The sequence below is a fragment of the Streptococcus sp. HMSC073A12 genome, assembly GCF_001812815.1.
GTDB lineage: Bacteria > Bacillota > Bacilli > Lactobacillales > Streptococcaceae > Streptococcus > Streptococcus vaginalis.
In genome coordinates, this window is sequence record NZ_KV810540.1 from 26,058 (window position 1) to 52,011 (window position 25,954).

25 protein-coding genes are annotated in these 25,954 nt (G+C 40.7%); 3 read left to right on the plus strand and 22 right to left on the minus strand.

From position 1 onward, the window contains the following. Positions 1–8 precede the first annotated feature (8 nt). The 16 genes from HMPREF2876_RS06625 to HMPREF2876_RS06700 form a co-directional block, all read right to left on the minus strand. On the minus strand, positions 9–713 hold the full coding sequence (locus HMPREF2876_RS06625; protein WP_070584532.1) for an N-acetylmannosamine-6-phosphate 2-epimerase: 705 nt from the start codon (positions 711–713) through the stop codon (positions 9–11). 625 nt (positions 714–1,338) lie between these two features. Next, positions 1,339–2,490 (minus strand): iron-containing alcohol dehydrogenase, encoded by a 1,152-nt coding sequence (locus HMPREF2876_RS06630; RefSeq protein WP_024052871.1) that lies wholly within the window; start codon positions 2,488–2,490, stop codon positions 1,339–1,341. Between the two features lie 428 nt (positions 2,491–2,918). Then, complete coding sequence (adhE, locus tag HMPREF2876_RS06635) at positions 2,919–5,570, minus strand: bifunctional acetaldehyde-CoA/alcohol dehydrogenase (RefSeq protein WP_024052873.1); 2,652 nt, start codon at positions 5,568–5,570, stop codon at positions 2,919–2,921. Between the two features lie 363 nt (positions 5,571–5,933). Beyond that, entirely contained in the window at positions 5,934–7,751 is a 1,818-nt protein-coding gene (locus HMPREF2876_RS06640) for an acyltransferase family protein (RefSeq protein ID WP_070584534.1), read from the minus strand. After that, positions 7,741–8,154: an MORN repeat-containing protein gene (locus HMPREF2876_RS06645; RefSeq protein ID WP_024052875.1), complete on the minus strand. Its 414-nt coding sequence runs from the start codon at positions 8,152–8,154 to the stop codon at positions 7,741–7,743. The genes HMPREF2876_RS06640 and HMPREF2876_RS06645 overlap by 11 nt, the downstream gene beginning before the upstream one ends. An 8-nt stretch (positions 8,155–8,162) precedes the next feature. Then, entirely contained in the window at positions 8,163–8,591 is a 429-nt protein-coding gene (locus HMPREF2876_RS06650) for a low molecular weight protein-tyrosine-phosphatase (protein WP_070584536.1), read from the minus strand. Positions 8,592–8,827: 236 nt separating this feature from the next. Further along, a complete protein-coding gene (locus tag HMPREF2876_RS06655) occupies positions 8,828–9,391 on the minus strand; it encodes a nucleotidyltransferase family protein (protein WP_024052877.1) in 564 nt (187 codons plus the stop codon). A gap of 1 nt (position 9,392) precedes the next feature. Beyond that, complete coding sequence (gene ruvB, locus HMPREF2876_RS06660; RefSeq protein ID WP_024052878.1) at positions 9,393–10,391, minus strand: Holliday junction branch migration DNA helicase RuvB; 999 nt, start codon at positions 10,389–10,391, stop codon at positions 9,393–9,395. A gap of 158 nt (positions 10,392–10,549) precedes the next feature. Beyond that, positions 10,550–11,587 (minus strand): aldose epimerase family protein, encoded by a 1,038-nt coding sequence (locus tag HMPREF2876_RS06665; protein ID WP_024052879.1) that lies wholly within the window; start codon positions 11,585–11,587, stop codon positions 10,550–10,552. A gap of 42 nt (positions 11,588–11,629) precedes the next feature. Then, entirely contained in the window at positions 11,630–12,631 is a 1,002-nt protein-coding gene (gene lacD, locus HMPREF2876_RS06670; RefSeq protein WP_024052880.1) for a tagatose-bisphosphate aldolase, read from the minus strand. 10 nt (positions 12,632–12,641) lie between these two features. Beyond that, the gene (locus tag HMPREF2876_RS06675) at positions 12,642–13,811 is read right to left on the minus strand and encodes an SIS domain-containing protein (protein ID WP_024052881.1); all 1,170 of its coding nucleotides are present in this window, start codon (positions 13,809–13,811) and stop codon (positions 12,642–12,644) included. A 166-nt stretch (positions 13,812–13,977) separates the two neighbouring features. Then, positions 13,978–14,382, minus strand: a complete 405-nt coding sequence (locus HMPREF2876_RS06680; protein ID WP_024052882.1) for a PTS sugar transporter subunit IIA — start codon at positions 14,380–14,382, stop codon at positions 13,978–13,980. Between the two features lie 17 nt (positions 14,383–14,399). Continuing rightward, positions 14,400–15,227: a PTS system mannose/fructose/sorbose family transporter subunit IID gene (locus HMPREF2876_RS06685; protein WP_003036938.1), complete on the minus strand. Its 828-nt coding sequence runs from the start codon at positions 15,225–15,227 to the stop codon at positions 14,400–14,402. Further along, positions 15,214–16,107 carry a PTS mannose/fructose/sorbose/N-acetylgalactosamine transporter subunit IIC gene (locus tag HMPREF2876_RS06690; protein WP_024052883.1) on the minus strand — a complete coding sequence of 298 codons (894 nt, stop codon included), beginning with the start codon at positions 16,105–16,107 and terminating at the stop codon, positions 15,214–15,216. Before HMPREF2876_RS06690 ends, HMPREF2876_RS06685 begins: the two co-directional genes overlap by 14 nt. A gap of 18 nt (positions 16,108–16,125) precedes the next feature. Next, positions 16,126–16,602: a PTS sugar transporter subunit IIB gene (locus HMPREF2876_RS06695; protein ID WP_024052884.1), complete on the minus strand. Its 477-nt coding sequence runs from the start codon at positions 16,600–16,602 to the stop codon at positions 16,126–16,128. After that, positions 16,599–18,386 (minus strand): glycoside hydrolase family 35 protein, encoded by a 1,788-nt coding sequence (locus HMPREF2876_RS06700; protein WP_070584538.1) that lies wholly within the window; start codon positions 18,384–18,386, stop codon positions 16,599–16,601. The genes HMPREF2876_RS06695 and HMPREF2876_RS06700 overlap by 4 nt, the downstream gene beginning before the upstream one ends. Positions 18,387–18,545: 159 nt before the next feature. Between HMPREF2876_RS06700 and HMPREF2876_RS06705 the strand changes: the two genes are divergently transcribed. Beyond that, positions 18,546–19,262, plus strand: coding sequence for a GntR family transcriptional regulator (locus tag HMPREF2876_RS06705; protein ID WP_003032072.1), 717 nt, complete (start codon positions 18,546–18,548; stop codon positions 19,260–19,262). A 403-nt stretch (positions 19,263–19,665) separates the two neighbouring features. On the opposite strand, the gene HMPREF2876_RS06710 is transcribed toward HMPREF2876_RS06705, so the two are convergent. The 5 genes from HMPREF2876_RS06710 to dhaK form a co-directional block, all read right to left on the minus strand. Further along, complete coding sequence (locus tag HMPREF2876_RS06710; protein ID WP_070584540.1) at positions 19,666–20,103, minus strand: DUF6568 family protein; 438 nt, start codon at positions 20,101–20,103, stop codon at positions 19,666–19,668. Positions 20,104–20,201: 98 nt separating this feature from the next. Continuing rightward, the gene (locus tag HMPREF2876_RS06715) at positions 20,202–20,915 is read right to left on the minus strand and encodes an MIP/aquaporin family protein (protein WP_070584543.1); all 714 of its coding nucleotides are present in this window, start codon (positions 20,913–20,915) and stop codon (positions 20,202–20,204) included. A gap of 12 nt (positions 20,916–20,927) precedes the next feature. Continuing rightward, entirely contained in the window at positions 20,928–21,302 is a 375-nt protein-coding gene (gene dhaM / locus HMPREF2876_RS06720; protein WP_070241464.1) for a dihydroxyacetone kinase phosphoryl donor subunit DhaM, read from the minus strand. Then, complete coding sequence (gene dhaL, locus HMPREF2876_RS06725; RefSeq protein WP_024052889.1) at positions 21,299–21,880, minus strand: dihydroxyacetone kinase subunit DhaL; 582 nt, start codon at positions 21,878–21,880, stop codon at positions 21,299–21,301. Before dhaL ends, dhaM begins: the two co-directional genes overlap by 4 nt. Before the next feature lie 10 nt (positions 21,881–21,890). Next, positions 21,891–22,880 (minus strand): dihydroxyacetone kinase subunit DhaK, encoded by a 990-nt coding sequence (dhaK, locus tag HMPREF2876_RS06730; RefSeq protein ID WP_024052890.1) that lies wholly within the window; start codon positions 22,878–22,880, stop codon positions 21,891–21,893. A gap of 156 nt (positions 22,881–23,036) precedes the next feature. On the opposite strand from dhaK, the gene dhaS reads away from it, so the two are divergent. Together dhaS and dhaQ are read left to right on the plus strand one after the other, a co-directional pair. Next, positions 23,037–23,573 (plus strand): dihydroxyacetone kinase transcriptional activator DhaS, encoded by a 537-nt coding sequence (gene dhaS / locus HMPREF2876_RS06735; RefSeq protein ID WP_024052891.1) that lies wholly within the window; start codon positions 23,037–23,039, stop codon positions 23,571–23,573. Positions 23,574–23,582: 9 nt separating this feature from the next. Then, on the plus strand, positions 23,583–24,569 hold the full coding sequence (gene dhaQ / locus HMPREF2876_RS06740) for a DhaKLM operon coactivator DhaQ (RefSeq protein WP_024052892.1): 987 nt from the start codon (positions 23,583–23,585) through the stop codon (positions 24,567–24,569). Positions 24,570–24,627: 58 nt separating this feature from the next. Here the strand turns inward: dhaQ and purB are convergent, their stop codons facing one another. Beyond that, positions 24,628–25,923 carry an adenylosuccinate lyase gene (gene purB, locus HMPREF2876_RS06745; RefSeq protein ID WP_024052893.1) on the minus strand — a complete coding sequence of 432 codons (1,296 nt, stop codon included), beginning with the start codon at positions 25,921–25,923 and terminating at the stop codon, positions 24,628–24,630. Positions 25,924–25,954 lie beyond the last annotated feature (31 nt).

The following is a 25,954-nucleotide window of genomic DNA, read 5'->3' on the forward strand; positions in this document are numbered from 1 at the left end:
AATTGTTCCTACTTTTCACTTACTGCTGCAACAAAACGCTCTGTGATTTCTTTGGGACGCGTAATGGCACCACCCACTACAATTCCTCTAACACCTAGGTCATGAATGGTTTTGGCTTCACTCGGATAATGGATTTTTCCTTCCGCAATGACATCCAAACCTGCATCACATAAATTTTTTACTAAGTCAAAATTCGGTCCCTCGCATTGCAAACTATAAGAGGTGTAACCTGACAATGTTGTACCCACAAAATCCACACCTGCTTCTGCTGCAGCCACACCCTCTTCAAAGATACTCACATCTGCCATGAGCAATTGATGAGGATATTTTTCCTTCACTTGCTTGATAAAATCCGCAATCTTTAAACCGTCAAAACGTTCCCGCTTTGTACAATCAAAAGCAATTACTTCAATATCCAGAGATGCTAGTTCATCAATTTCTCGCATCGTTGCGGTAATAAATGGCTCTTGAGGTGGATAATCTCGCTTGATAATGCCGATGATTGGCAGCGAAGTAACCTCTTTAATTTCCTTAATATCCCGAACACTATTAGCTCGAATGCCAACAGCTCCTCCTTGTTCAGCCGCTTTTACCAAAAGGGGAATAACTCCACCTGCTTCAGTATATAGCGGTTCGTGTGGCAAGGCTTGACAGGAAACAATGATGCCATCTTTTATTTTGGCAATCAGCTCGTCTTTTGTCATTTGTGCCATAGGTAGCCTTCTCCTTTGCTATTGTAGATCAGTTTTTAAAGCGCTTTCAATCTTACGGTACTATTATAGCTGTTTTTCTAAACGCTTTCAATAACATCCGATATTTAGGTTCTAATTTCTGATAATGCTCACTTTTCTCTTAAATCTTGAAAGTAGTTTCAGAGAGATAATCATTTTAACATGATACTATCATTATCGCACATTGCCTCTGAGGCACGCAAAAGACTACATCTCTGCGAGCGCTATCTACCACATCGTCACAAGCTTTCCCCCAAGAATTTTCCAGAATGGAGACCTTATAATAGAATTAGCAAGGGGGAACGCTTTTTTCAGGAGTATCAGCCAGAGTCGCTTTTGAATAAAAGTTTAAAAGTTTCTCAGTGCTGGTGTTCTTTGCGATATTGTCCTGGCGTCCGTCTAAATTTCTTTTTAAAAAGTCCGTTGAAGTGTTTTATAATATTTTATGCCACGCGACTCCTCACAAAAGATTATCAGTCAATATTTGCCAATTTTATTTTACGAACGAACCAGAGGTAGGGGACATATTGGGCAAGCATAAAAATTGAAAACGTAAATAAGCTACCGAAAATTTCATCGGTAGCTTATTTTTATGATAAATCAGTGCTTAAAACAATTCTTTGTAAAGAGCAATCGTTTCTTCTAGGGTTGGCATAAATGGATTTCCTGGTGCACAAGCATCAATGAGTGCATTTTTAGAAAGGTATTCAAAGTCAAATTCCTCTTCTTTAATGTCCAGTTCTGTCAATTTTTTCGGAATACCCACAGTTGCTGATAATTTTTCAATTTCAGAAATGGCATAATCAGCGCATTCTTTATCACTTTTGCCTTCCGTATGGAGACCAAGAGCTTTTGCAACATTTCGGAATGCTTCTGGCACACGTTTTGCATTTTCACGCTCTACAACCGGTAAAAGCATGGCACAACAAACACCGTGAGGAAGATTGTAAACTGCTCCAAGTTGATGAGCCATAGAATGTACATAACCTAGCCCAGCATTATTAAAGGCCATACCACCTAGGAAAATCGCATTAACCATCGCTTCGCGTGCTTCAATGTCATGGCCATTTTCAACAGCACATGGCAAAAATTCTTTAATTAACTCAATTGCACCAATAGATAATTTTTTCGTTACATTGTATGCACCTGGTGTTACCAAAGCTTCAACCGCATGTGTAAGGGCATCCATACCCGTTGCAGCCGTCAAAGCTTTTGGTTTTGAAATCATCAATTCTGGATCATTTACTGACAGGAGTGCAAGGCTATTCTTGTCAACCATAACCATTTTCACTTTACGCTCTTCATCAGTAATAACATAGTTAATCGTGATTTCAGCTGATGTTCCTGCCGTCGTATTGATTGCTACAACCGGCAAGCCTTTTTCCTTTGATTTGTGAACACCTTCGTAATCTTGCGGACGCCCACCATTCGTTGCAAGAATTGAAATACTACTTGCAGCATCTTGCGGCGAACCACCACCAAGTGAAATAATAAAATCACAATTATTATCTCGCAAAACAGCTAAACCATCTTCAACATTTTTAACAGTTGGATTCGGATCAACATCACTAAAAACGACATACTCAATGCCTTCCTTATCAAGTGGTGCAGTTACCTTAGGTAAAATGTCACTACTTGCAATATAATGGTCTGTCACCAAGAGAGCTTTCTTATACCCCAACTCTTTGATATGACCACCTATTTCATTAATCACACCACAACCAATAAGATTAACTGATGGAACATAAAATACTGACATTATATGTCCTCCTTATTTTTTATAAATATCATCTATTTTAGAAACCGCTTACACAGCTATATTATAACACTCATAATGCTTTTTGCAACATCAACTTTTCATTATTTTAGTATCAAATTTACAGATTCAAAACTTATCAGTCTATTATGATATTTTAAGGCAAAGAGAAGTATAAGATTTTCTGTATACACAATGACATCGTCCCTATCAAATACCAACAATTGAAACATGACCGCCCTCCTTTTTTCACAACTAGTTTACAGGAAAACGCATACAATATTAAGCGAGAGAAAGGACACTCTCTCCAAATAGAAAAATCTCCCTACAAAAGCAGGGAGATAGTTACTGATAAACTGATTTATGTCTAAAAATCTGAATACATTGTCTGTACAATGACGAACGATTCAAATTAGAACAAACTTTACTGTCTATTTACGATGTCCTGGACGTTCTGCATAGCCATAGTAGGCATCAGCCATAATTTCTTCCATGTCAGTAACTATTGGCAAGCGTGGATTTGCTGGTGAACATTGGTCTTCATAAGCAAGAACGGCAATATCATGTAAGCTATCTTTCCAAGTTTTTTCATCAATACCTTGATCTTTAAAGTTCATCTTGATACCAACCGCTACACCAAGGTCATAAACAGCTTTGGCATACGCTTCAACCGCTTCTTCTGGTGTTGAGCAAGGAAGACCTAGCATACGAGCAATATCTTGGAATTTTTCATCAGCTTTCCAGTAATTGTACTTAGGCCATGTTGTAGTTTTAGATGGACGAGTTCCATTGTAACGGATAACATAAGGAAGTAAAATAGCATTTGTACGTCCGTGAATGGTGTGGTGAACAGCACCAATCTTATGCGCCATTGAGTGACTCATCCCAAGAAAGGCATTTGCAAAGGCCATACCAGCCATTGTAGAGGCATTGTGCATCTTTTCACGGGCTTCTGGGTCAGCCGTTTTTACAGATTTTTCCAAGTATTTGAAGACTAACTTGATAGTTTGAAGAGCAATACCATCTGTATAGTCATTGGCAAAGTTAGAAGTATAAGCTTCAGTTGCGTGTGTCAAGACATCCATACCTGTGTCAGCAGCAATAAATGCTGGAACAGATTCTACCAAAGCAGGATCAACAATTGCAATGGTTGGTGTCAATGCATAGTCAGTGATAGGGTATTTACGATTATTTGCCTTATCAGAGATAACTGCAAACGGTGTTACTTCTGAACCTGTACCAGATGTTGTTGGAATACCAATATACTGTGCTTTCTTACCAAGTGATGGGAATTTGAAGGCACGTTTGCGGATATCCATGAATTTTTGAACGAGGTCACCAAAGTCAACGTCTGGCTGTTCATAGAACATCCACATACCTTTAGCCGCATCCATTGGTGAGCCACCACCAAGGGCAATGATAGTGTCTGGTTCAAACGAGCGCATTACTTCAACACCACGACGAACTGTTGTGATATCTGGATCTGGTTCAACATCTGAAAAGACTTGAATCGTGACTTTGTTTTTACGAAGATTCAACTGGTCAATCACACGTTGTACAAAACCTAGTTTTTCAATTGATTTATCGGTAACAATCATGACACGTTCGATACCTTCGCAAGTTTGAAGGTATTGGATTGAGTTACGTTCGAAGTAGATTTTTGAAGGAACTTTAAACCATTGCATATTATTTCTACGTTTTCCTACTTTCTTGATGTTAAGAAGGTTGATAGCTGATACGTTATCACCAACTGAGTTGTGTCCGTATGAACCACATCCAAGTGTTAATGATGGAATGAAGGCGTTGTATACATCACCGATACCACCAAAGGTAGATGGAGAGTTCCAGATAATACGCATTGCTTTTATTTCCGTACCGAAACGTTTTGCAAGAGCTTCGTCTTTTGTATGGATAGCAGCTGAGTGTCCTAGACCATTAAATTCAACCATTTGACGAGCTTTTTTAAGTCCATCTTCAGTATCTTCAGCTTTCAAAACTGCAATAACAGGTGATAATTTTTCACGAGTCAATGGTTCTTTAATTCCAACTTCTGCACATTCAGCGGCCAAGATATTCGTACCTTCTGGTACTTTGAATCCTGCTTGCTCAGCAATCCACGTAGCTGGTTTACCAACAATATTTGGGTTCAATTTTGCACCAGCGCAGTTCTTGCTGTTAGCTTTTGCACCAAAACAGAATTCTTCCAAAAGCGCTTTTTCTTTCTTGTTGACAAAGTAAGTATGGTAAGATTTGAATTCTTCTACAAATTCATCATAGATTTCTTTATCAATGATCACGGCTTGCTCAGATGCACAGACCATACCATTATCAAATGATTTGGACATCACGATATCATGTGCTGCTTGGCGGATATTTGCTGATTTTTCAACGTAAGCTGGAACGTTACCAGCACCAACTCCAAGAGCAGGTTTGCCGCATGAATAGGCAGCTTTTACCATGGCGTTCCCACCAGTCGCAAGGATTGTTGCAATCCCTTCGTGGTTCATCAAAGCTGTTGTTGCTTCCATAGATGACTGTGTAATCCATTGAACACAGTTTTCAGGTGCACCTGCTGCAATCGCTGCATCACGTACGATTTGTGCCGCATGAGCAGAAGATTCTTGAGCAGATGGGTGGAAAGCAAAGATAATTGGATTCCGCGTTTTCAACGAAATCAATGATTTAAAAATCGCTGTTGAAGTTGGGTTGGTCGTTGGAGTGATTCCGCAGATTACTCCGACCGGTTCAGCAATTTTCGTTAAACCTGTAATAGGATCATCTTCAATCACACCAACAGTTTTAACACCACGCATATTGTTAACAACATGTTCGCAGGCAAAAAGGTTTTTTGTTGCTTTGTCTTCAAAGACACCGCGACCTGTTTCTTTAACAGCATGTTCTGCTAAGATACCATGTGCATCAAGAGCAGCAACTGAAGCTTTTGCAACAATGTAGTCTACTTGTTCTTGATTTAATTTTCTCATTTCTTCCAGAGCAACTAGCCCTTTTTGAACGAGTTCGTCAACATGCTTTTCAGCAGCTAACTTTTTTTCTTCGGGAGTTAATGTTTTTTTATCAGCCATGTGTTCCTCCAATGGTTTTTAGGATTTTTATAAACCCTTTGTTAAATTTTTCACAAGATTATTATACCTTATTTTTTTTCTCTTGTAAACAGTTTCATGCAAACTTCACAAACTTTTTCTTTTATATTGTGAAGTTATTTCAAAACATGAGTTTTCTATTATATTTAAAAACATTGTTTGTGAATTTTAAAACATAAAATTATATATTTCACATACTTTTTCAAGATTTCCTAAAACAAAAGTTATGTAAAAAAGAGCATTTTTGCCATGTATTCCTCCACCCTCGTTCTACCCTACTATCCTTTTTACAGTACACAAAAGTCATGAATCGCAAAGCAATCCATGACTTCTAATTATTTACTACTATTTCTTCACCGTTCCTTTTTTCACAGCTTCATCAATGGCTTGTTTAACGGTTTGTGCATAGAGCTCACCGCCCTTGGTGATTGTTGTTGTCTCCGAGCCAAAGTGCACATAGTCAGTTCCGTACCAAATTTCTGGGTGTTCGATAGCAGTTTGATACCAATCCGCTACAAATACATAATCGTATTTTTTCACCAATTCCAACTCATACTGACGTGTTTTGACTGCCAAGCTAGAAGCGTTATGTGCTGTGCGACCATCATACGGCGTCACTAAAACCAAACGATGTCCTTTTGGTAATTTCTCAATAAATTGATTGAGCAAACTTTCGTAGTTATCAACCGTATTGGTTCCCAAGGCTAAGACGACTGTCTCCAGAAGCACCTTGTTTGAAATATCAGTTTGATAGACTTGCAAGCCCGATTCTAAGTTTCGACTGACCGCTGCATCCACTTGAATTCCCGGCATAGCCTGCTTGAGCCATTCACTTGCTCGCAAAGCTACCGAATCTCCGATAACGGTCGTACCCTTTGCTACATTGTATTGACTGGCACTCACATTATCAGCTTGGGTACGAGTGATCTGCATTTTACTGTCAGCTTGATTTAACCCATTGACGAGCAAATTTTCTTCAAAAGCACCAATTTTCGGAGCAGTCACAATCATGACCAAAGCGACCAGTGTTAATGGAATCAAACTATAAAATACAGGTGTTGTGATTTGCTTGATGTCCATCTTCAAGCCAAATACTTTTGGCTCTCTACCTGCTAATGTCGGCTCCAATAGATAGAAAGAGAAAGCCGCCAAAGCAAAAGAAAGCACGGTTGTTAATAGAACTGCCCATCCATTGCTCATCAATTGGGAAAAGATGATGTAAAACGGCCAATGGAACAAATACACACCATAGCTCGTATCTGCAATAAATGTGATAACGGGCGGCTCATCAACATGTGGCGTCTTCTCATGGAGCACACGTGTTGCCAAAATCATCACCACCGAAAATACCGTTGCAAGAAGAAAACCAAACAGATAAGTCAATAAATTATCAAATCTCAGGAGGAACGTTAATAACAGCAAAGCTGCAAAACTACCACCAAGTAGATAAAAGGTCTTTTTCAAATCAAGCGCCTGCTCCATTTTACGAAAAGGTGCTCCCAAATCACTCACACCCGAAAGTGTCGCTAAAATACTTCCTGCAAAAAACGGGAAGATATGCGTGAAACTTGAAAAGTAAATCACAGAAAAGTTTGAAGAGAAGAAACTTCTGACAAACATAGAGAGAAAACTAATCAAGAACAAAGCAGATGATAAAAGAAAGATAATACCACGAAATTGCCCAATGGTTTTACTTTTCTTCGCTAAATACCATGTTGCCAAGCCCCACAAGATATAGTAGTGCATCTCCAAAGCCAAGCTCCATGTGTGCACAAAGAGATGTTGGATAAATTGACTCTCGTAATTTCCACCAGACAAAATTTCATAAAAATTTGTCACAAAGCCGAGCACAGCAGCGATTTGCGTCCCAATACCAGCCACAAAATCCTTCCGAATCAACAGGGTAAAGGGCATGACAATCAAAATCATAAAGACAAGCGGTGGCACAATCCGATAAAAGCGACGTCTCAAGAATCCTTTAACATCAATGTCTTTGTCTCTGGCAAATTCATCAATCAAGAGAGATGTAATCAAAAAGCCTGAGAAAGTGAAGAAAATATCCACACCAATAAAACCGCCAGGAAAAGCTTTCTGGAAGAAATGGTAGAGCAGGACTAGAAGTAACCCTGTAATCCTCACTAATGAAAACCATTTAACGCGCATTTTGATAAATCCCCTGTTTAAACTTTCCCTTGTAGACAACATTATTTTCTGTTGTTAATTTGCCTTGACCATCTGCTTGACCATTTACAAAATTTCCTTCATACTTCCAGCCAGCTTTAGCTGTAAAAGTTCCTTTCCCATTGAAAGTTCCATTTTTAAAATAGCCTTTATAAACATCACCATTCTTAAAAGTCAATGTTCCTTGACCATTCATTTTACCACGGACGAGACTGCCATTATATTTGATTGTTCCTTTATCCAAGGTCAATGCCCCTTGACTGGGAATACCTGATGTAAAAGCCACCATCGCTGATAGGACAATAACCGTTACTGCTAGCAATTCCAAGTTATGCCTTGTAAGATAAATTTTGTACTTTTCGTAAAATTCTTTTAATGCGTCCATTCTCTCCACTAATCTTCGCTCTTTATGCGCTCAATCCATTTCTGACAGCCTGCCAAGACAAGCTGATAAGTTTCATCAAAATCACCTGTGTACCAAGGATCTGGCACACTTCTCTCTTCAAATTGAAATACTTTCTCCAGATATTTTCCCGGTGCGATTTTCCTCAAATCTTGAAAATTGGATTCGTCCATTCCTATAATATAATCAAAGTCTACAAAATCCTGCTGTGAAATTTGTTGAGAAGTTTTGCTTTGGTCGTAAGGAATGGCATATTTCTTAAAAATCGCCTGCGTTCCCGAATGGATTGGATTACCATGCTCCCAATCAGAAGTCGCACGACTTTCAACATAAACACCATCTGTCAAATCTTTCATCACAAATTCTGCCATTGGACTGCGACAGATATTTCCCAAGCAAACAAACACAATTTTTTTCATAGCATAGACCTCTTTACTATTATAACAAAATCTAAAAAAATAGGAATTTAAACCCCTGAGAATTTTTGAATTCTTTTAAAAACACAAAAGCCGCCGATTGGGCGACTCTTATAGGGAGATTATTATGAAAAAGAAAAGTTTTTAGGAGTTCAAGTTAAGCTCTTCTCAACTTGTGATTATAGTATACCGATATTGACTTAAATTTTTCTTAAAGATTTTACTATTTTTGAGAAATTTTAAAGAAATTCAATTTGAAGATTGTTCCACTTCTTCTGCCAATTCTTTTTGCTCAGTCGTTGTTCATAAAGAGCTTTTCTCGCTGGATCTGTTAAGAAATGCGGAGTCGGCTGAACACGAAAATGGAGAATGTCGTCTAAGCCATAAGGCGCAAAGAGTTCCAGCTGTCTATTATCCAACAAACGTAAACCCACAGCTGTACAGCGCTCTGGATATTTACTCATGGCATCTTGCGAGCTAGTATAAGATTGGGTATTTGGACTGTAGATATGCATATAGACTTGATTATTGACTTCCCAATGGTAATGTGGAAATTCTCGCTTGAGTCGATTTTCAATATTGAGCGTTTCCTCGTAAGAAATATCTGGGTCAAAGAAGATTACATCCACATCCGTCTCCGTATCAAAGCCGGGCTTGTCCGACAGAATATTCCAGATGACATTTCGTACTGAACCAGCACAAAGCCAGCTGTCTTTCAATTGCAAGTCATAGATAATCTGTAAGATAGTCATCATATCTCGGTCTGATGAAAACGCATGTAAAATCTCTTTTTCAGATAGCATGTTATTTCTCCAAATATTCATAACCCAAATGCTCGTAAGCCTTACGGGTTGCCACGCGCCCTGTTCGAGTTCGCATAACAAAGCCTTTCTGGATCAAATAAGGCTCATACATATCTTCGACCGTTTCTTGCTCTTCTGCGATATTGATAGACAGAGTCCCCAGACCAACTGGCCCGCCACCATACACTTCAATCATGGTCTTGAGAATCTTCTGATCCACATAATCTAGACCTTCCTGATCCACATCCAGCATCGTCAGGGCTTGATCAGTAATTTGGTCATCAATTAGTCCGTTGCCCATAATCTGAGCAAAATCTCGTACACGTTTAAGAAGCCGATTGGCAATCCGAGGCGTGCCTCGGCTACGCAGAGCTAATTCTTCAGCTGCTTCATGCGTAATCTCCATTTCAAAGATGTCTGCCGTCCGCTCCACAATCTCCGTCAAATCTGCTTCTGCATAATATTCCATGTGACCAGTAATGCCAAAACGAGCCCGTAAAGGATTGGACAGCATACCAGCTCTGGTCGTAGCGCCAATCAAGGTAAACGGTGGCAAATCCAAGTGAACACTACGACCGGTCTCGCCAGAGCCAATCATAATATCAATGTAAAAGTCCTCCATAGCGCTATAGAGCACCTCTTCAACAGACATAGGCAAGCGGTGAATCTCATCAATAAAGAGAACATCTCCCGGCTCCAAATCGTTCAAGATTGCCACCAAATCGCCCGCTTTCTCAACAACTGGACCCGAAGTTTGCTTGAGATTGACTCCCAGTTCATTGGCAATGACAAAAGCCATAGTGGTTTTTCCCAACCCTGGAGGTCCAAAAAGCAACGTGTGATCTAGCGCTTCATCTCGCATTTTAGCTGCCTCAATGAAAATTTTCAGCTGATTTTTGACCTTGTCTTGCCCAATATATTCTTGTAAATACTGGGGACGCAATGTGCGCTCTACGAGCTCCTCGTCTCCCATCAATTCATTATCCAAAATTCTACTCATAAATACTATTATAGCAAAAAATCAGGTTGGTAAGCTGGTTTAACCTTAGATTTTACAAATAGAAATCGAAGGGAATGAGATTATGATGATATTTGATGATACTAAATGTCTTAATCAAAAACGACAGAAAAATGTACTGCCGTTTTTAATATTCATTTTCATTTGCTTGTTGCATGATAAATGGTTGTGCTGGTAAAAACCTCACCTGCTTTCAAGATAACATCAGCCTTCAGGTCGCTGTGAATGGCATCTGGTAGGGCTTGGGTTTCAAGAGCCAAGCCATTGTGTTGAATCATGGATTGTCCATTTAAAATGACTGTATCATCTACAAAGTTTGCTGAGTAAGTCACTAGGCATGGCGCACTTGTTTTAAATGTCAAAAGGCGACCGGATTTAGGATCGTACAAGGAACCTGCTTCTTTCTCTCCTTTTTTCAATGCAAACGGATGATCCAAGCCAGACACAATCTGAATCTGCTCATCTTGATTGGCAAAAATATCCTTAAAAGCTACACCTTTTATTAGATCTTTGACAAACCCCCGCTCTGAATCTGGCATTTTAGCAGGCACGCCGTCCGGTGCGATTGGAAATACACCTAAGGTATTCAACTGCAAGATACAGTTATCAATTGGTTGGCTGAAATCACCTGATAAGTTGAAGTAACTGTGATTGGTTGGATTGACCAAGGTATCTTTGTCCGTCTGAACTTGGTAAGAAATCTCTAACTCACCTAGTTCCGTTAAAGTATAAGAAACCCAGACTTTCAGATTTCCCGGAAAACCACCCGTTCCATCTGCACGTTCGGTATAGAAAGTGACGCCTTCATTTGTGACTTCCTCAACTTGAAAAATAGCACTATCCCAGCCAGTAGAACCGCTATGATTGCAATTTTCTGCGTTGTTGACTTCTAACTGATAGGTTTCGCCATTTAGCTCAAACTGTGCTTTTGCAATCCGTCCTGCAACCGGTCCGACGCTTGCACCATATTTAGGGCTGTTGCCTACATAGGCATCAAAATGATTAAACCCCACCACGATATTTGCAAATTCATGATTTTTGTCCGGAGTGGCATACTCTAAGACAGTCGCACCATAAGTCATGACTTTCAAACGATAGCCCAAATCATTTTCAAATGTATAAGAGACAATATTTTGCCCTTGAAATGTTCCAAAAATAGCTTCTTGATAAGATTTCATACAACTTTCCTTGTTTTTATTACAAATTTAGGTTTGCCTATTTTAAATTTTTAGTTTTTCCGTCCACGAAACAGCTGTTTCACGTAAAACACGATTCAAGTCTTCAATATTTTGACGCCCCGCTTCATCTAGCCAAGCTTTAGCTGCATCTGTTCCTTGATCTGCAAAGACCGTAACTGCGTCTTTCCAAGTCGCACGTCCGCAAAGGACACCGTTAAATTGAGAACCCGCTTCATGCGCCACTTTGAGCGTTTTCTGGAAAAGCTCTACGCTAACTCCAGCACTCAGGAAAATAAAGGGCAGATGAGTTGCATCAGACTGCTCTTTGAAAAATGTCTTGGCTTCTGCGAGGTTGTAGACAGCTTCAACTCCGCCTTTCGTAAACCCTTCGACAAAATTCATATTGACCGGTACTTCCACTTTCAAAACATCAACATTGTAGCGCGGATTTGAAAAGAGTTTCATGGCTTCATTGACCTTTTGCGGTTTTACTTTCGCATAATCTGCATCTACTACATTATCACGCTTTGCATCATACGTCAATATTTCAAGGAAATAAGGAATGTTTTCTGCCACACATTCACTTCCTACGCGCTCTACCCAGGCTTGCTTGATGTCGTTGATTTCAGGCTTATCATCTACATCATAGTAAATCAAAACCTTGACCGCATCAGCGCCCAACTCTTTCATGCGTTTGGCTGACCAATTTGGTAGCAAGTCTGGCAAGCGACCTTCTGTTGTCGCATCATAGCCTGTTTTTTCATAAGCAACAATAAGACCGCATTCTGGCGCACGTAATTTGGTAGCAGGTACACCGAATTCTGGATCCAAAAGGATAGAAGTAGCATACGGAGTCAACTGACTGGAAATCAATTGTTTAAATTCAATGAGCGCTTCATTTCCTGATACAGCATGTGCGCCACTTGCCAGCATTTTTTTCAACGAACCTCTCTGGTCAATCGCCAAAGCCCCAATAATGCCATTTTCATATGAAAGATTCTTTAAGTGTGCTAATTTTTCGTGACTAATCTTTAATTTTTCCATGGGTTCCTTCCTATTCTTTATCAAATGAGTGAATGATGACGCCTTGTACAACACGGTTGACGGTGCCTGTCGGAGACGGTGTGTCTGGACGATTGTTCACTTTGAGGGCTGTCAACAAGGCAAATAATTGACCATAAACAATATAAAGGAATACGCGATAAACATCATCTGCTAGCTGTTGACTAGAAAAAATGACTTGTTCAACATTTTCCAAATCTTCTTTTTGATCTGTCAATAGAATCACCTTGCGGGCAATCTCATCTCCGGCTACTTCTCGTACTAAGTCAAGGTCGTATAATTTGGTGTAGGAATCTGTCGAGCCAAACACCACAACGACCGTTTCTTCATTCACTAACGATTTTGGACCGTGACGGAATCCGACTGGGCTTTCATACATCGTCGCCACTTGTCCTGCGGTCAATTCCAAAATTTTCAGCTGGGCTTCATGCGCTAAGCCAAAGAAAGGACCTGCTCCCAGATAAATGACACGATTGTAATCCAAGGAAACCATCTTTTGAATGGCTTCTGCCGAGTCTAACATTTCTTGGCTCAAGGCTATCAAAGTAGAAACTTTTTCGGCTTTTGCAGCTAAATCTGCTTTGTCAAAGACGAGCAAGGCTGTCAACATCATAGACGTAAAGCTAGAAGTCATGGCAAAGCCAACATCATTTGACGGTGCAGGTTGGAGCAAGAGCAAATTGCGTTCGTCACCGTGTGCTTGCTGGGCTAATTTACCTTCTTCGGCACATGTAATCGTGATTTGGTAAAGTTCCTCAACTATGTCTTTTGCCAAGTCAACTGCCGCAACACTCTCTGGTGAATTGCCGCTACGAGCAAAGGAAACCAAAATGGTCGTCACTTCCTTGTGCAGATAAGCAAGCGGATTAGCGACAATATCTGTCGTTGCAATGGCATTAAAGTTCCACTTGCGTTCATCGTAAATCTTTCTGAAATAAGGCAAAAGGGTATCTCCGACATAGGCTGATGTCCCAGCCCCTGTCAAAATAACCTTGATATAATCATACTTTTCATCAATATTATTCAGAAAAACAGCAATCTCATCAGCTTGCACTTTATAATTTTCAAAAGCCGTCTGCCAAACTTGCGGCTGTTGATAGATTTCCCGTGTGGTGATTTCCGCACCTAATTCAATTAAGTCTTCCTTTGTATAATCTAGCATGGGTCTCCTTTCTGCTTTGCAATGCTAACTAAAAGAAAGGGAGCGGGAAAATGATGATTTTAAAGAAATCCATTTTCTTGCCCCAGCCCCCTTAGTTATACAGATTGCTCATTGGAGCAATTCAAGCAAGGACGTGTTTTTCAGCGACTATTAGCTGGACACTCCTTTATTCATCTTCGTCATCGTTCATTTCTGCTAATACATCATTGACTTTCACGATGTATTTGTTCGCTTTTTCGATATATTTTGCTTCTACGCCAATCAGGGCAGAATTGATAAATTCAATCACCATTGGCATATTCATCCCTGCATAAAGTTCAATTTGGAGTCCTTCCAAAATCAGACGGCTAACGACATTGCAAGGTGTTCCACCAAGCAGGTCGGCAAAGACGATATAATCATCTAAATCTTTTACAGTCGCTAAAAATTTAGCCGTAAAGTCGTCTATTCCTTCTTTCGGAAGTAAGGGAACTGTATGAACGAAGTCCAGTGGCCCCATAATCATTTCGGTGCTTTTTTTCAATTCTTCACAAAAGCGACCGTGACTGACCAATACAAGTTGTTTTGTCATTTATAGAGAAGCTCCTTTTAAACACCTAAGATTGGTGTATGAGTAAAGTGTGAAAATGCAGAAACACCAATTGCAATAATAATCACGATAAAGATTGCTTTTGTTGAATTCATGCCTTTCTTACCAAGCAGCCAATAAACAAAACCTGTAAACAATGCTGGCACCAAACGTGGGAAGATTTTATCCAATGTTTCTTGAAGATTGAAGGTGACACCACCGAAGCTTTGTGTATAGGTAAACTTAAAGTTAATCATCGTAGCAATCAAGGCCGCCACCATGAAAACACCAAGAACTGTTGCAGCATCTGTGATGGCAGACAATTTGTCCTGCATGGTTGTAACTAATTTCACCCCTTCTTTGTGGGCAAACTCTAATTGTTTCCAACGGAAGACATTGATTGCGATTGTCACAGCTATCCAAAGGAAAATTCCAAGAGGATTGCCTTCAACAGCAAGTCCAGCAGCCAGACCACCCATAATAGCAGGAATAGTAGAACCAAAAATCGCATCGCCAATCGCGGCAAATGGCCCCATTAAACCAGTTTTAATCCCTGTAACGGTATCTTTAGCCGCAACTCCTTCATTTTCTTCAAGTGCTAGGTCAATCCCTGTTACTAAAGTATGGAAAAAGTTAGATGTGTTGAAGAATTGCGTATGTGTCCGCATCATTTCTTTTAATTCTGGCGTACCGTCTCCATATATCTTGCGCAATTGCGGCAAAATCATATAAAGATAGCCTGACGCTTGCATACGCTCGTAGTTCCAACCCCATTGGAAAGTAAAGAGACTACGACGGTTGATTTGTTTAAAATCTTCTTTTGTTAATTTGTAATTAGAGTTCGTCATCGTCAATTTCCCCACTTTCTGATTGTTCTGCAGCAACAGTCACCATTTGTTTATTAGTTGCATTTTTATAATTGATTGTTGCCAAGGCAAAGCCAATAATCGCAATTCCAATCATTGGTAGGCCTTCAAATTTTGCACCACCAAGAGCTGTGGCGATTTGTTTGACAGCTCCTGAAGCAGCTGCCAATGTTGAAATATAATCAAAAACAACTTTCAACATAGCTGTAATGGCAAAACCTAAACCAAGATAATGAAGATTTTTCTTGACTGGAAGGTAACGAAGCAAAATTGCAAAACCGACACCAGGAAGCATTTTACCTGCAAGAATCAATCCGTCTGCAATCCATTGTGCATTATTGGCAAGCCAGTCTGAGAAGGCTTTTACAGCGTCTCCACCGAGCCACAAAGCCAGAAATACTGGAAGGGCACGTGAAAGTCCCCATGGAATAGCACCTAATAAGTAATTGCGTTCAATGCCTTTATAGTCAAATTTTTCAACCGCTGCATCAATACGATGTGCAAAGTAAGTCGTAGAGAACCGTCCAAGGACGTCTGTATAAACTAGCAAGGCTGCTACCGGAACGGCAATAGCTGAAATAGCGAGTTCTGATTTCATACCTGTTGCCACAGAGAATGCTGTTGCAAGAACCGCACCAGAAGTTGCATCAATCCGAGAGGCACCACCGAATGTACCAACCCCAAGCACAACGAGTTGGAGACTACCACCAATAAACAAACCAGTCTTCAAATCTCCCATGACCAGACCAGTGATAAAACCTGCAAAAACAGGGGAGCCAGCTGATGAGTTAATCGTCAACTCATCCAAAATTTGATACGCTGAATACAGCGTCAGTAAGAGAATTTGCCACCATTGTATCATAACAATGACCTCCTAAATTTATTTCAATAATGTCATAAAGTCTTCAACTGGATCATTTGGAACCATTTGAGCTGTTATTGTCACACCTTTTTCATGCAACTTGTTAAATACTACCACGTCTTCATCTACCACGTTAATTGAGCGTGTGATAGAACGCGTTTCAGATGTCTGCGACATATTGCCCACATTGAGCGTTTCGATTGGCACGCCTGCTTCTACTAATTTCAAAAAGCGGTCTGGCTTTCTCGCAACAATGAGCAGGCGTTGGCTATCATATTTGCCGGCTAGAATATTTTCTGCTGCTTTTGCAACTGGTAAAACACTCAATTTCACACCAGCTGGTGTCGCCAATTTCAAGCCGCTTTTTTCAATAGCATTTTCTGCTACTTCATCATCTACTACCATGATACGTGAGATGTTTAATTTTGTAGTCCAAAGATTGGCTACTTGCCCATGGATCAAACGTCCATCAATCCGATTCCCTACAATTGTCATAATTTTGCCCCCTTTATTGTTTTAAATGTAGGTTTGTGAACTAAATGAATAAATTCGCTGTATTTCCCTTCAGTTTCAAAAATAATGATACGATTTTTTCCGATAGTTAAGAGACCATGTGGAATATACAGCGATAAGGTCGGTCCGACATCCCAGAAGCGACCGATATTGACACCATTGACAAAGACGATTCCTTTGCCAAAGTGGGTCAACTCCAGATAAGTATCTTTAAGCGCTTTCAATTCAACGTCAAACGCATAGAAAGCTGGCTGATTTTCATGCCATTCTTTCGTAAAATCAATTTTTTCTGGATTTTTCAACTCTAATGGATACTGTTTCCAATGGAGCATAAAATGAAGATCTTTGCAAACTCCTGTGCGAATACCTTTATGCTGGCTTTCTGTCAAAAGTTTATGCCCATAGTTAACACGCCCCATGTTCTCCATCAAAATATCCAATAGATGTGTTGACTGTTTCTGCTGCGAAACTAAGATGTCTTCACCAATTTCTTTCTGGTACTGAGTTTTGATACGGTTTCCATCTACAAAAAGTTGCATCCGATCACGCCCATTGATGACACGAATCCGTTCCTCGTCCGCATCCCATTCCGCTTCTGTACGATAGAGTAGATAGCCAACATTTTGTCCCAGCTCCTCCATGTTCATAGGGTACAGACTTTCGATTGGCTGCGCTACATCTTCTAAGGTTTCAAATAAACTAACTTTCTCACTAAGCGGAATATCCTTTAACTCAAACGATTCTTTTACCAAAGGTTCCATTTGTGGATATTCTGGATAATATTTTTTTAACATTCGCTGAATAGCAAAGTATTTAGGCGTTGGGGTTCCTTGTTCATCAAGGAGAGCTTCATAATCATAAGACGTCACTTGTGGCAGGTCAATGCTTCCTCGCGCTGAACAGCCATTCATGAAACCAAAATTTGTCCCCCCATGAAACATATAAAGATTGATACTGCCTTGTTGCAAAACTTCGTGAACCGCTTCAGCCAACTCTTCTGGATCTCGTGTGATGACCGGCTCCTTCCAACGATTGAACCAACCGTCCCAAAATTCCATACACATGAGCGGCCACTTCTTGCCATGTTCATCAAAGAATTCCTGCATCTGCGCGAAATTTTCTTTTGCTTTGGAGCCAAAGTTCCCCGTTACAAACACATCATCCTCAATAAGCGTCCCTGCCCGCAAAGTGCCTCGCCAAGGTCCGTCTGACGTAAAGAGCGGACAAGTCACACCTCGCTCTAGCATCATATCTCGAACAACTCTCAAATATTCCTTATCTTCGCCATACGAGCCATATTCATTTTCGACCTGCATCATGAGAATGTTGCCGCCATTTTCCAAAAGATGCGGGACTAAGCGCGGAAGCAATTCATCATAATAGCTAGCAACTGCGGCAAAATAAGCAGGGTCAGAAGAACGAATTCTCATCTCCTCCTTCAAAAGCCAAGCCGGCAAACCACCGAATTCCCATTCTGCACAAATATAAGGTGACGGACGAAGCAAGGCATACAAGCCTAAATCTTGAGCAATTTGAAGAAATTTCTCCAAATCCAAGATCCCCTCAAAGCAAAACTGCCCTTTCTGAGGTTCATGAACGTTCCAAGGAATGTAGGTTTCTACCGTATTAAAGCCCAGAGCTTTCAAATTATAAAGCGAATGATACCAATCATCTGGCTGAATCCGAAAATAATGAATGGCACCAGACAATATTTTAAAAGGCTGTTGATTCAGATAAAATTCTTCTTTAATCTCAAATCTTGCCAAACCATTTCCTTCTTTCACATAACATTTTTGTAATCGGTTACATAGGTTAATATAATATATTTTGTATGAAATGTCAATAGTTTTTGAAAAATTTAACCATTTTAAGAAAAATTATGGTAAAATTTTTTACGAGAGGGAAGCGAAAGAGAGGTGAATAACATGGCAATCCCTAAATACCAATACATAAAAGACGAACTCAAAAGCAAGATTATCTCAGGTCAATTTGAAAACGGAGATAAATTTTATACAGAAGCTGAGCTAATCACAATGTACGATGTGAGTTCTATTACTGTTGTCAGAGCTTTAAATGAGCTAGCAAAAGACGGATATATCATTCGCCAGCAAGGAAAAGGAACATTTGTGTCGCGCGCGCGTAAGCACAAACTCGTTGAATTTTCTGACGTTGAGATATTTCCCACCCAAAATGATCAAGTGACCGTTTTATCAATCGAGCGCGGAAACGACTTGAAATTTCTTGATAAGTTAGATTTGAAGGGACACCAATTTTACTATAAAATCGAGAGACTTCGTAAAGCAAAAGATACCCCTTACATCTATCATCAATCCTATATCCCAGAGCAATATATCAACGCAAATTATCCAAATCTTGAATATTACAGCTCTATCTACAACCGCTTCAAACAAGACTATCATATTCACATGAATGACGAGCATTTTGAAGAAACAAATGAAATAATCTTCCCGACACCAGAAGCTGTTGCAACATTACTGGACATTGACACAAACTTCCCGACCGTCTTCCAAGTAAAAACAACACAGTTAGAAAGTACAGGACAAATTTTAGAGTATAGCGAAGCCTACAAACGTGGCGACTTCTTTAAAATCAAGTTCGTGTCACGCAGTGGAAATCACTAATTATTTTTATGTAAGAAGCTGGGACAAAGTGCTCAGCTTCCTTTGTTTATATATAATCAGAATTATAAGACGCAGTGGTTTGAAGAAGCTCTATTGGCTTTAGTTAATGTAGAGTTTCCCATGCACAATTGATTAGGCACTTTAGTGCCAATCAATCACTGCTGAGTGGACTCTAATACGTTGATAAATCAACTTTTACAGTCCTACTCAACCGTGCGGAGGTGGGACGATGAAATCAAGTTTCTACGAAACTACTGATTTCTGTCCCACTCTCTTTTTTATATCTTGGCATCATTATAACCCATCTATACCAATTTGAAAAGAATTTTGCTTTGTTTTTTATTTGTCAACTTTTTATCATTGTTATGAAAAAAACAAGATGTGCTGTCATCTTGTTTTTCTCTTATTTATTAAAATTCTCAATTTCTTTAGTAGTCATATTTGCCTTGATCTGCAGTACTTTTTCTTCTGTAAGACCAGTAAATTTCCCAAAATAAGGAACAAATTTTATCTTATATGCCTCACAAAAAGCAACTAACTCTGGCGTCTTTTTCTCACTATCTAAATAATAAAAAGATTTTGTTTTGGCTCGTTGCAGTTGTTTCACAAATCGCCTACAGTGTGGACAAGTTCCTCGCCCAATGTAGAGATAAAAATTTTCACTCTGAGCCTGCTTTTCTTTGAGTTCAGGCACCGTTATCTGGTGAAATTTCGCTACAATAGTTTGATACTCTTTTTGTTCATCTATTCGCTCAGCTGGATCTAGCAAAACTGAATGGCAGGTAACTATTCCGAAAATCAAAAACACTCCAAGTAATTTCAGCCAATGCTTCTTTGCCATCTCTATCCTCGCTATTCTATACAGCTATTATAAAAAATTCAGACAAGAAGCACAAGAAAAGACAAAAAAAGTAGGCCGAAACCTACTTTTGACTAGTTTTAAATGATACCCAAAATGATATTGTAGAGCAAAGCCCCTACGACACCGCCGACAATTGGACCTAGGACTGGAATCCAAGCATAGGACCAGTCAGAATCCCCTTTATTTGCGATTGGTAAAAGAGCATGCATGATACGCGGTCCCAAATCCCGTGCAGGATTGATCGCATAGCCTGTCGTTGGTCCAAGTGAGAAACCGACTGCAAAAATAACTGTTCCTACGATGATTGGACCCAAACCAGCGGCAACTTTATTTGGACCAATTGCCATAATCGTGATGACAAGAATGGCCGTTCCCAGCGCTTCTCCTAAAAAGTTAGAAGCTGTATGGCGAATGGCTGGTCCCGTTGAAAAGCTGGCTAAAATCAAGGCTGAATCTTTCGTTTCAGCCCAATGAGGGTAATAGTGAAGCCATAGAACAAAAGCCGCAGCCATGGCACCCAGCATTTGTGCAAGAATGAACGGAAAAACCTGTCCCCAACTAATCGCTCCAATAGAAGCCATTGCGAATGTGACCGCTGGATTCAAGTGAGCTGGGCTGAAAAATCCAGATACATAAACCGCCACTGTACAAGCAATCCCCCAGCCTAAAACGATAGAAACCCAGCCAGTTCCTTCCTCCTTCGTCTTGCTCAAAACATTCCCAGCAACAACCCCATCACCAAGCAATACTAGGATAAAGGTCCCTAAAAATTCACCGAGATACTGAATCATAATCCGCCTCCTTTATTTCTTAATCTCCAATTCTTTCAATTGTTCTTGGATAGTTACCAAATCTGCACCAGCTTGCAAGAGAGCAGCTGCAGTATAAGCCCCTTCAACAATGGGAACATTATTGATGATGATGTCCTTATCTGAAAAATCTGCCACCAGCTCCAGATTCATGCGAGCCGATCCAAGATCAAAGAAAGCTAAAATCTTCTCCGCTTTGTTGGCTTCCACAACCGTTTGAACTTGTTCAAAACTTGTGCCAATGCCGCCATCTTCTGTACCGCCCACATAGGTCAGCACAATGTCTTTAGCAACTTCTGAAATTAAATCCACAAGGCCTTGAGCAATCCATTTTGAATGAGAAACGATGACAATCCCAACTTCTGTCATGCTTTTTCCTCCACTTCTAGCAAGGCTTCAAAAAGTAAGCCTGATGAATACGAACCGGGGTCAATATGTCCGATAGAGCGCTCTCCAACATAAGAAGCCCGACCCTTCGTTGCTTTCATATCTTTCGTCGCTTCAACCAAAGTATGAATGGTTTCTTTAGTCAACTCTCCTTTTTGAAGAGCCATCACCACACCATCCCAGACATCTACCATCGTTTTTTCACCGACGCTTGCTTTCCCACGCTTTTGAATCATATCAAGCCCTGCTTGAACAGCATCTGCCAAGCTAGCAGCTTCTTTTTCAGCCTTCATTATTCCCATGAAAGCTGAGCCGTAAAGAGGTCCAGAAGCCCCACCGACCTTGCTGAGCAATTGCATGGAGACAACTTGAAAGACTTCTGCTGAATTGGTAAAATCTTTTCCTTCCAGATTTTCAACGACAGCGGCCATACCACGCGCCATATTGCCACCGTGGTCTCCGTCACCAATGGGCGTATCTAACTCTGACAGATAGTCTTTGTTGGCTTGAATTTTTTCGTTAAAGAGAAGCATCCATTTCTTTGCTAATGCTGCATCCATATCATACCTCCTACCAAGCAATCGTTGCAACAGGACTGTTCAAAGCTTCTAGCCAGTCTTCACGTTCCAATTTGATAAAGGTCAGAGAAATGCCTGCCATGTCAATAGATGTCATGTAGTTTCCTAATTTCTTGTAAACAACTTCCAGACCTGCTGCTGCGAGAATTCCAGCCACATCGTTGGCAAAGACGTATTGTTCCATGAGCGGTGTTGCCCCCATGCCATTGATAAGGATTCCGATTTTATCTCCTGCTTTGAGTTCAAAAGAGTCTTTCAATTTTGCCACTAATTCTTGTGCCAAGTCTTTAGACGGCTGCATTTTTTCTTTGCGATAGCCGGGTTCTCCATGAATGCCGATGCCAAATTCAATTTCATCATCAGCAAGCACAAAGCCAGGTTTCCCAACTTCAGGAACGGTTGCTCCACTGAGAGCCAGCCCAACCGTATGAATCTGAGGCACCAATTCGTCAGCCAAGGCCTTGATTTCACTCAGTGATTTTCCAGACCGCGCAGCATTTCCCAAAATCTTATGAACCAAAATGGTACCAGCAACTCCACGGCGACCTTGCGTATAAAGGCTGTCCTCAACAGCAATATCGTCATCGACAACAACACTTGCCACCTCGATTCCTTCCATTTCTGCCATATCCTGTGCCATTTCAAAGTTCATGATGTCGCCAGAATAATTCTTGATAACCATGAACACACCTGCGCCTTCGTCTGCTTCTTTGATTGCCTGCAAGACTTGGTCAGGAGTTGGGGAAGTAAAGACCGCTCCGCAAATCGCAGCTGACAACATACCGTCGCCCACAAAGCCAGCATGAGCGGGCTCATGACCGCTACCGCCACCTGAAATAATCGCTACCTTGCCAGATTTTTCGCTATTTCTAGCAATGATGTCAAAGCCTTCTACACGATGCACCAAATCACTGTGGATATAAGCCAGCCCGTCTAGCATTTCGTCCACAACAGCCGTTGGTTGATTGATAATTTTTTTCATGAGTTTCTCCTTTGCTTTATGTTTCTTATTTTTATTGTAAAATTCTTTGCTCCATTTTGGAACGGACAAAATCAAAAATTTGTCCCTCTTTTTAGTTTTCCTATTGCATCATTCATGATAAACTAAGAATAGAACTAAAAAGACTGAGGAGGGAAGATGGCAACATCCTTAATCACGAAAAAAAGGATTGCCAAATCCTTTAAAAAATTAATGACCGAACAAGCTTTTGAAAAAATCTCTGTTCGACAAATTATGGAAGACGCCGGTATTCGCAGGCAAACGTTTTACAATCATTTTCTGGATAAGTACGAATTATTAGAATGGATTTTTCAGACGGAGTTGCGAGAGCAAGTAACGGATAATCTGGAATATATCTCTGGCTATCAGCTGCTGCAAGAACTGCTACACTATTTTAGCGTTAATAAGAGTTTTTATGCACAATTATTTGACATTGTTGACCAAAATGACTTTTCTTCTTATTTTCAAACCTACTGCCAACAACTTGTAGCCAAACTCGTCAGAGAATATCATTCCCGTCCTTTCCATTCTGAAATGGAGTATCATTTTTTCATTCATTATCACAGTCAAGCGCTTGCGAATGCTATCAAACATCTGCTGGATTTATCTGAGCAAGATTACCAGCAACAGGCGCAACTTTTAACACAACTAATCAAAACAGCTATAGAAAATTAAGGCAAGTATATGGTTCACATTATCAATTCAATTCATTCAAGCATTCAGCAAAACATCAATGCAATTACCCGCATGTATCCTCACCTTTCACAGCTGAAACAACTGCCCGTCATTTATCATAATCAGCACGATTCTTCTGTCGTGCCCATTATTTCGGGTGGCGGCAGCGGTCATGAACCAGCTCATTTTGGCTATGTGGGCGATGGTATGTTAACCGCTGCTATTAGTGGCCCCATTTTTGTGCCACCTTGTGCGGAGCATATTTTAGAAACCATTCGTTTTCTGCATCAAGGCAAGGGCGTTTTTGTCATTATTAAAAACTTCGATGCTGATATTAAAGAATTTTCCCAAGCCATTTATCAAGCGCGCAAGGAAGGAATTCCAGTCAAATACATCATTTCCCATGATGATATTTCAGTCGAAAAAAGCAACTTCCAAATCCGCCACCGCGGGGTTGCAGGAACGATTCTGTTACATAAAATCCTCGGGCAAGCTGCCAAAGAAGGGACTGGTCTAGATGAATTGGAAAAGCTCGCTCTTTCTCTGTCCACCTCCATTGCGACACTAGGAGTCGCAACAAAATCTGCCACCTTACCAAGCAAGCAGCTGCCTATCTTTGATTTGCCCCAAGGTCAAATTTCCTACGGAATTGGAATCCATGGAGAGCCCGGTTATCGGATGGTTCCGTTTGAATCTTCCGAACTGCTCGCTGTGGAGCTTATCAACAAAATCAAAATGAAATTCAAATGGCAAGAAGGACAAGAGTTTATTCTCCTCATCAATAACTTAGGCGGTACTTCAAAATTGGAAGAACTCGTTTTCACAGATGACATTCTTCAACTGTTAGATATAGAAGGCTTGAAACTGCCCTTTGTCAAAACAGGTCACCTCATCACAAGCCTAGATATGGCAGGACTTTCTGTTACCCTCTGCCATGTTTCTGACAGCTCCTGGCTAAAAGCCTTAGAAACCCCAACCAATGCTTTTGCTTGGTGAGAGAGCAAAAATCCAGAGAGTGGGAGTCTGTCCCACTCTCTGGATTTTTAATTTTATATTAATCCAAACCTATACGGTGGAAAATATCATCTACGCGCTTGGTGTAGTAAACTGGATCAAAAATGTCGTTAATTTCCTCTGGTGTTAAACGAGAGGTCACAGCTTCATCAGCTTCTAGTAGCGGACGAAAATCTGTTTGATTGTCCCAAGAATAAGCCGTCTTTGGCTGTACTAAATCATAAGCCTCTTCACGTGTCATGCCTTTTTCAATCAAGCTCAGCATGACGCGCTGGCTGTAAATAAGACCAAAAGTTGAGTTCATATTGCGGCGCATATTTTCAGGGAAAACAGTCAGATTCTTAACGATATCGCCAAAGCGGTTGAGCATGTAATCAATCAGAATCGTCGTATCAGGTGTAATAATACGCTCTGCTGAAGAATGGGAGATATCACGTTCATGCCAGAGCGACACGTTTTCATAAGCCGTCACCATGTGACCGCGAATCACACGGGCAAGCCCTGTCATATTTTCAGAACCGATTGGGTTGCGTTTGTGAGGCATGGCAGAGCTGCCCTTTTGCCCCTTGGCAAAGAACTCTTCCACTTCACGCTGTTCGGATTTTTGCAAACCGCGGATTTCAGTCGCCATGCGCTCGATTGATGTGGCAATGCTGGCTAGCACGGCAAAATATTCAGCATGCAAATCACGCGGTAAGACTTGAGTCGAAATTTCCTGAGCACGAATGCCTAACTTATCACAGACATATTTTTCCACAAATGGCGGAATGTTGGCAAAGTTCCCAACAGCACCAGAGATTTTCCCAGCTTCTACACCAGCGGCAGCATGTTCAAAACGCTCAATGTTGCGCTTCATTTCACTGTACCAAGTCGCGAGCTTCAGACCGAAAGTCGTAGGCTCCGCATGAACCCCGTGAGTACGCCCCATCATGATGGTGAACTTATGCTCACGCGCCTTGTCCGCTATGATGTTAAGGAAATGATCCAAATCTTTGCGAATGATGTCGTTTGCTTGCTTGTAGAGATAACCATAGGCTGTGTCCACCACATCAGTAGACGTCAAGCCGTAGTGAACCCACTTGCGCTCTTCGCCAAGCGTTTCAGATACTGCACGAGTAAAGGCTACCACATCGTGGCGAGTCTCCTGCTCAATTTCCAAAATGCGGTCAATATCAAAGTCCGCATTAGCACGGATTTTAGCCACATCTTCCTTAGGAATCTCACCCAGCTCAGCCCAAGCCTCATCAGCTAAGATTTCCACCTCCAGCCAAGCCCGGTACTTGTTTTCCTCACTCCAAATGTTCGCCATCTCAGGGCGTGAATAACGGTTGATCATTGTTTTTTATTTTCCTTTCTTTATCTATCCT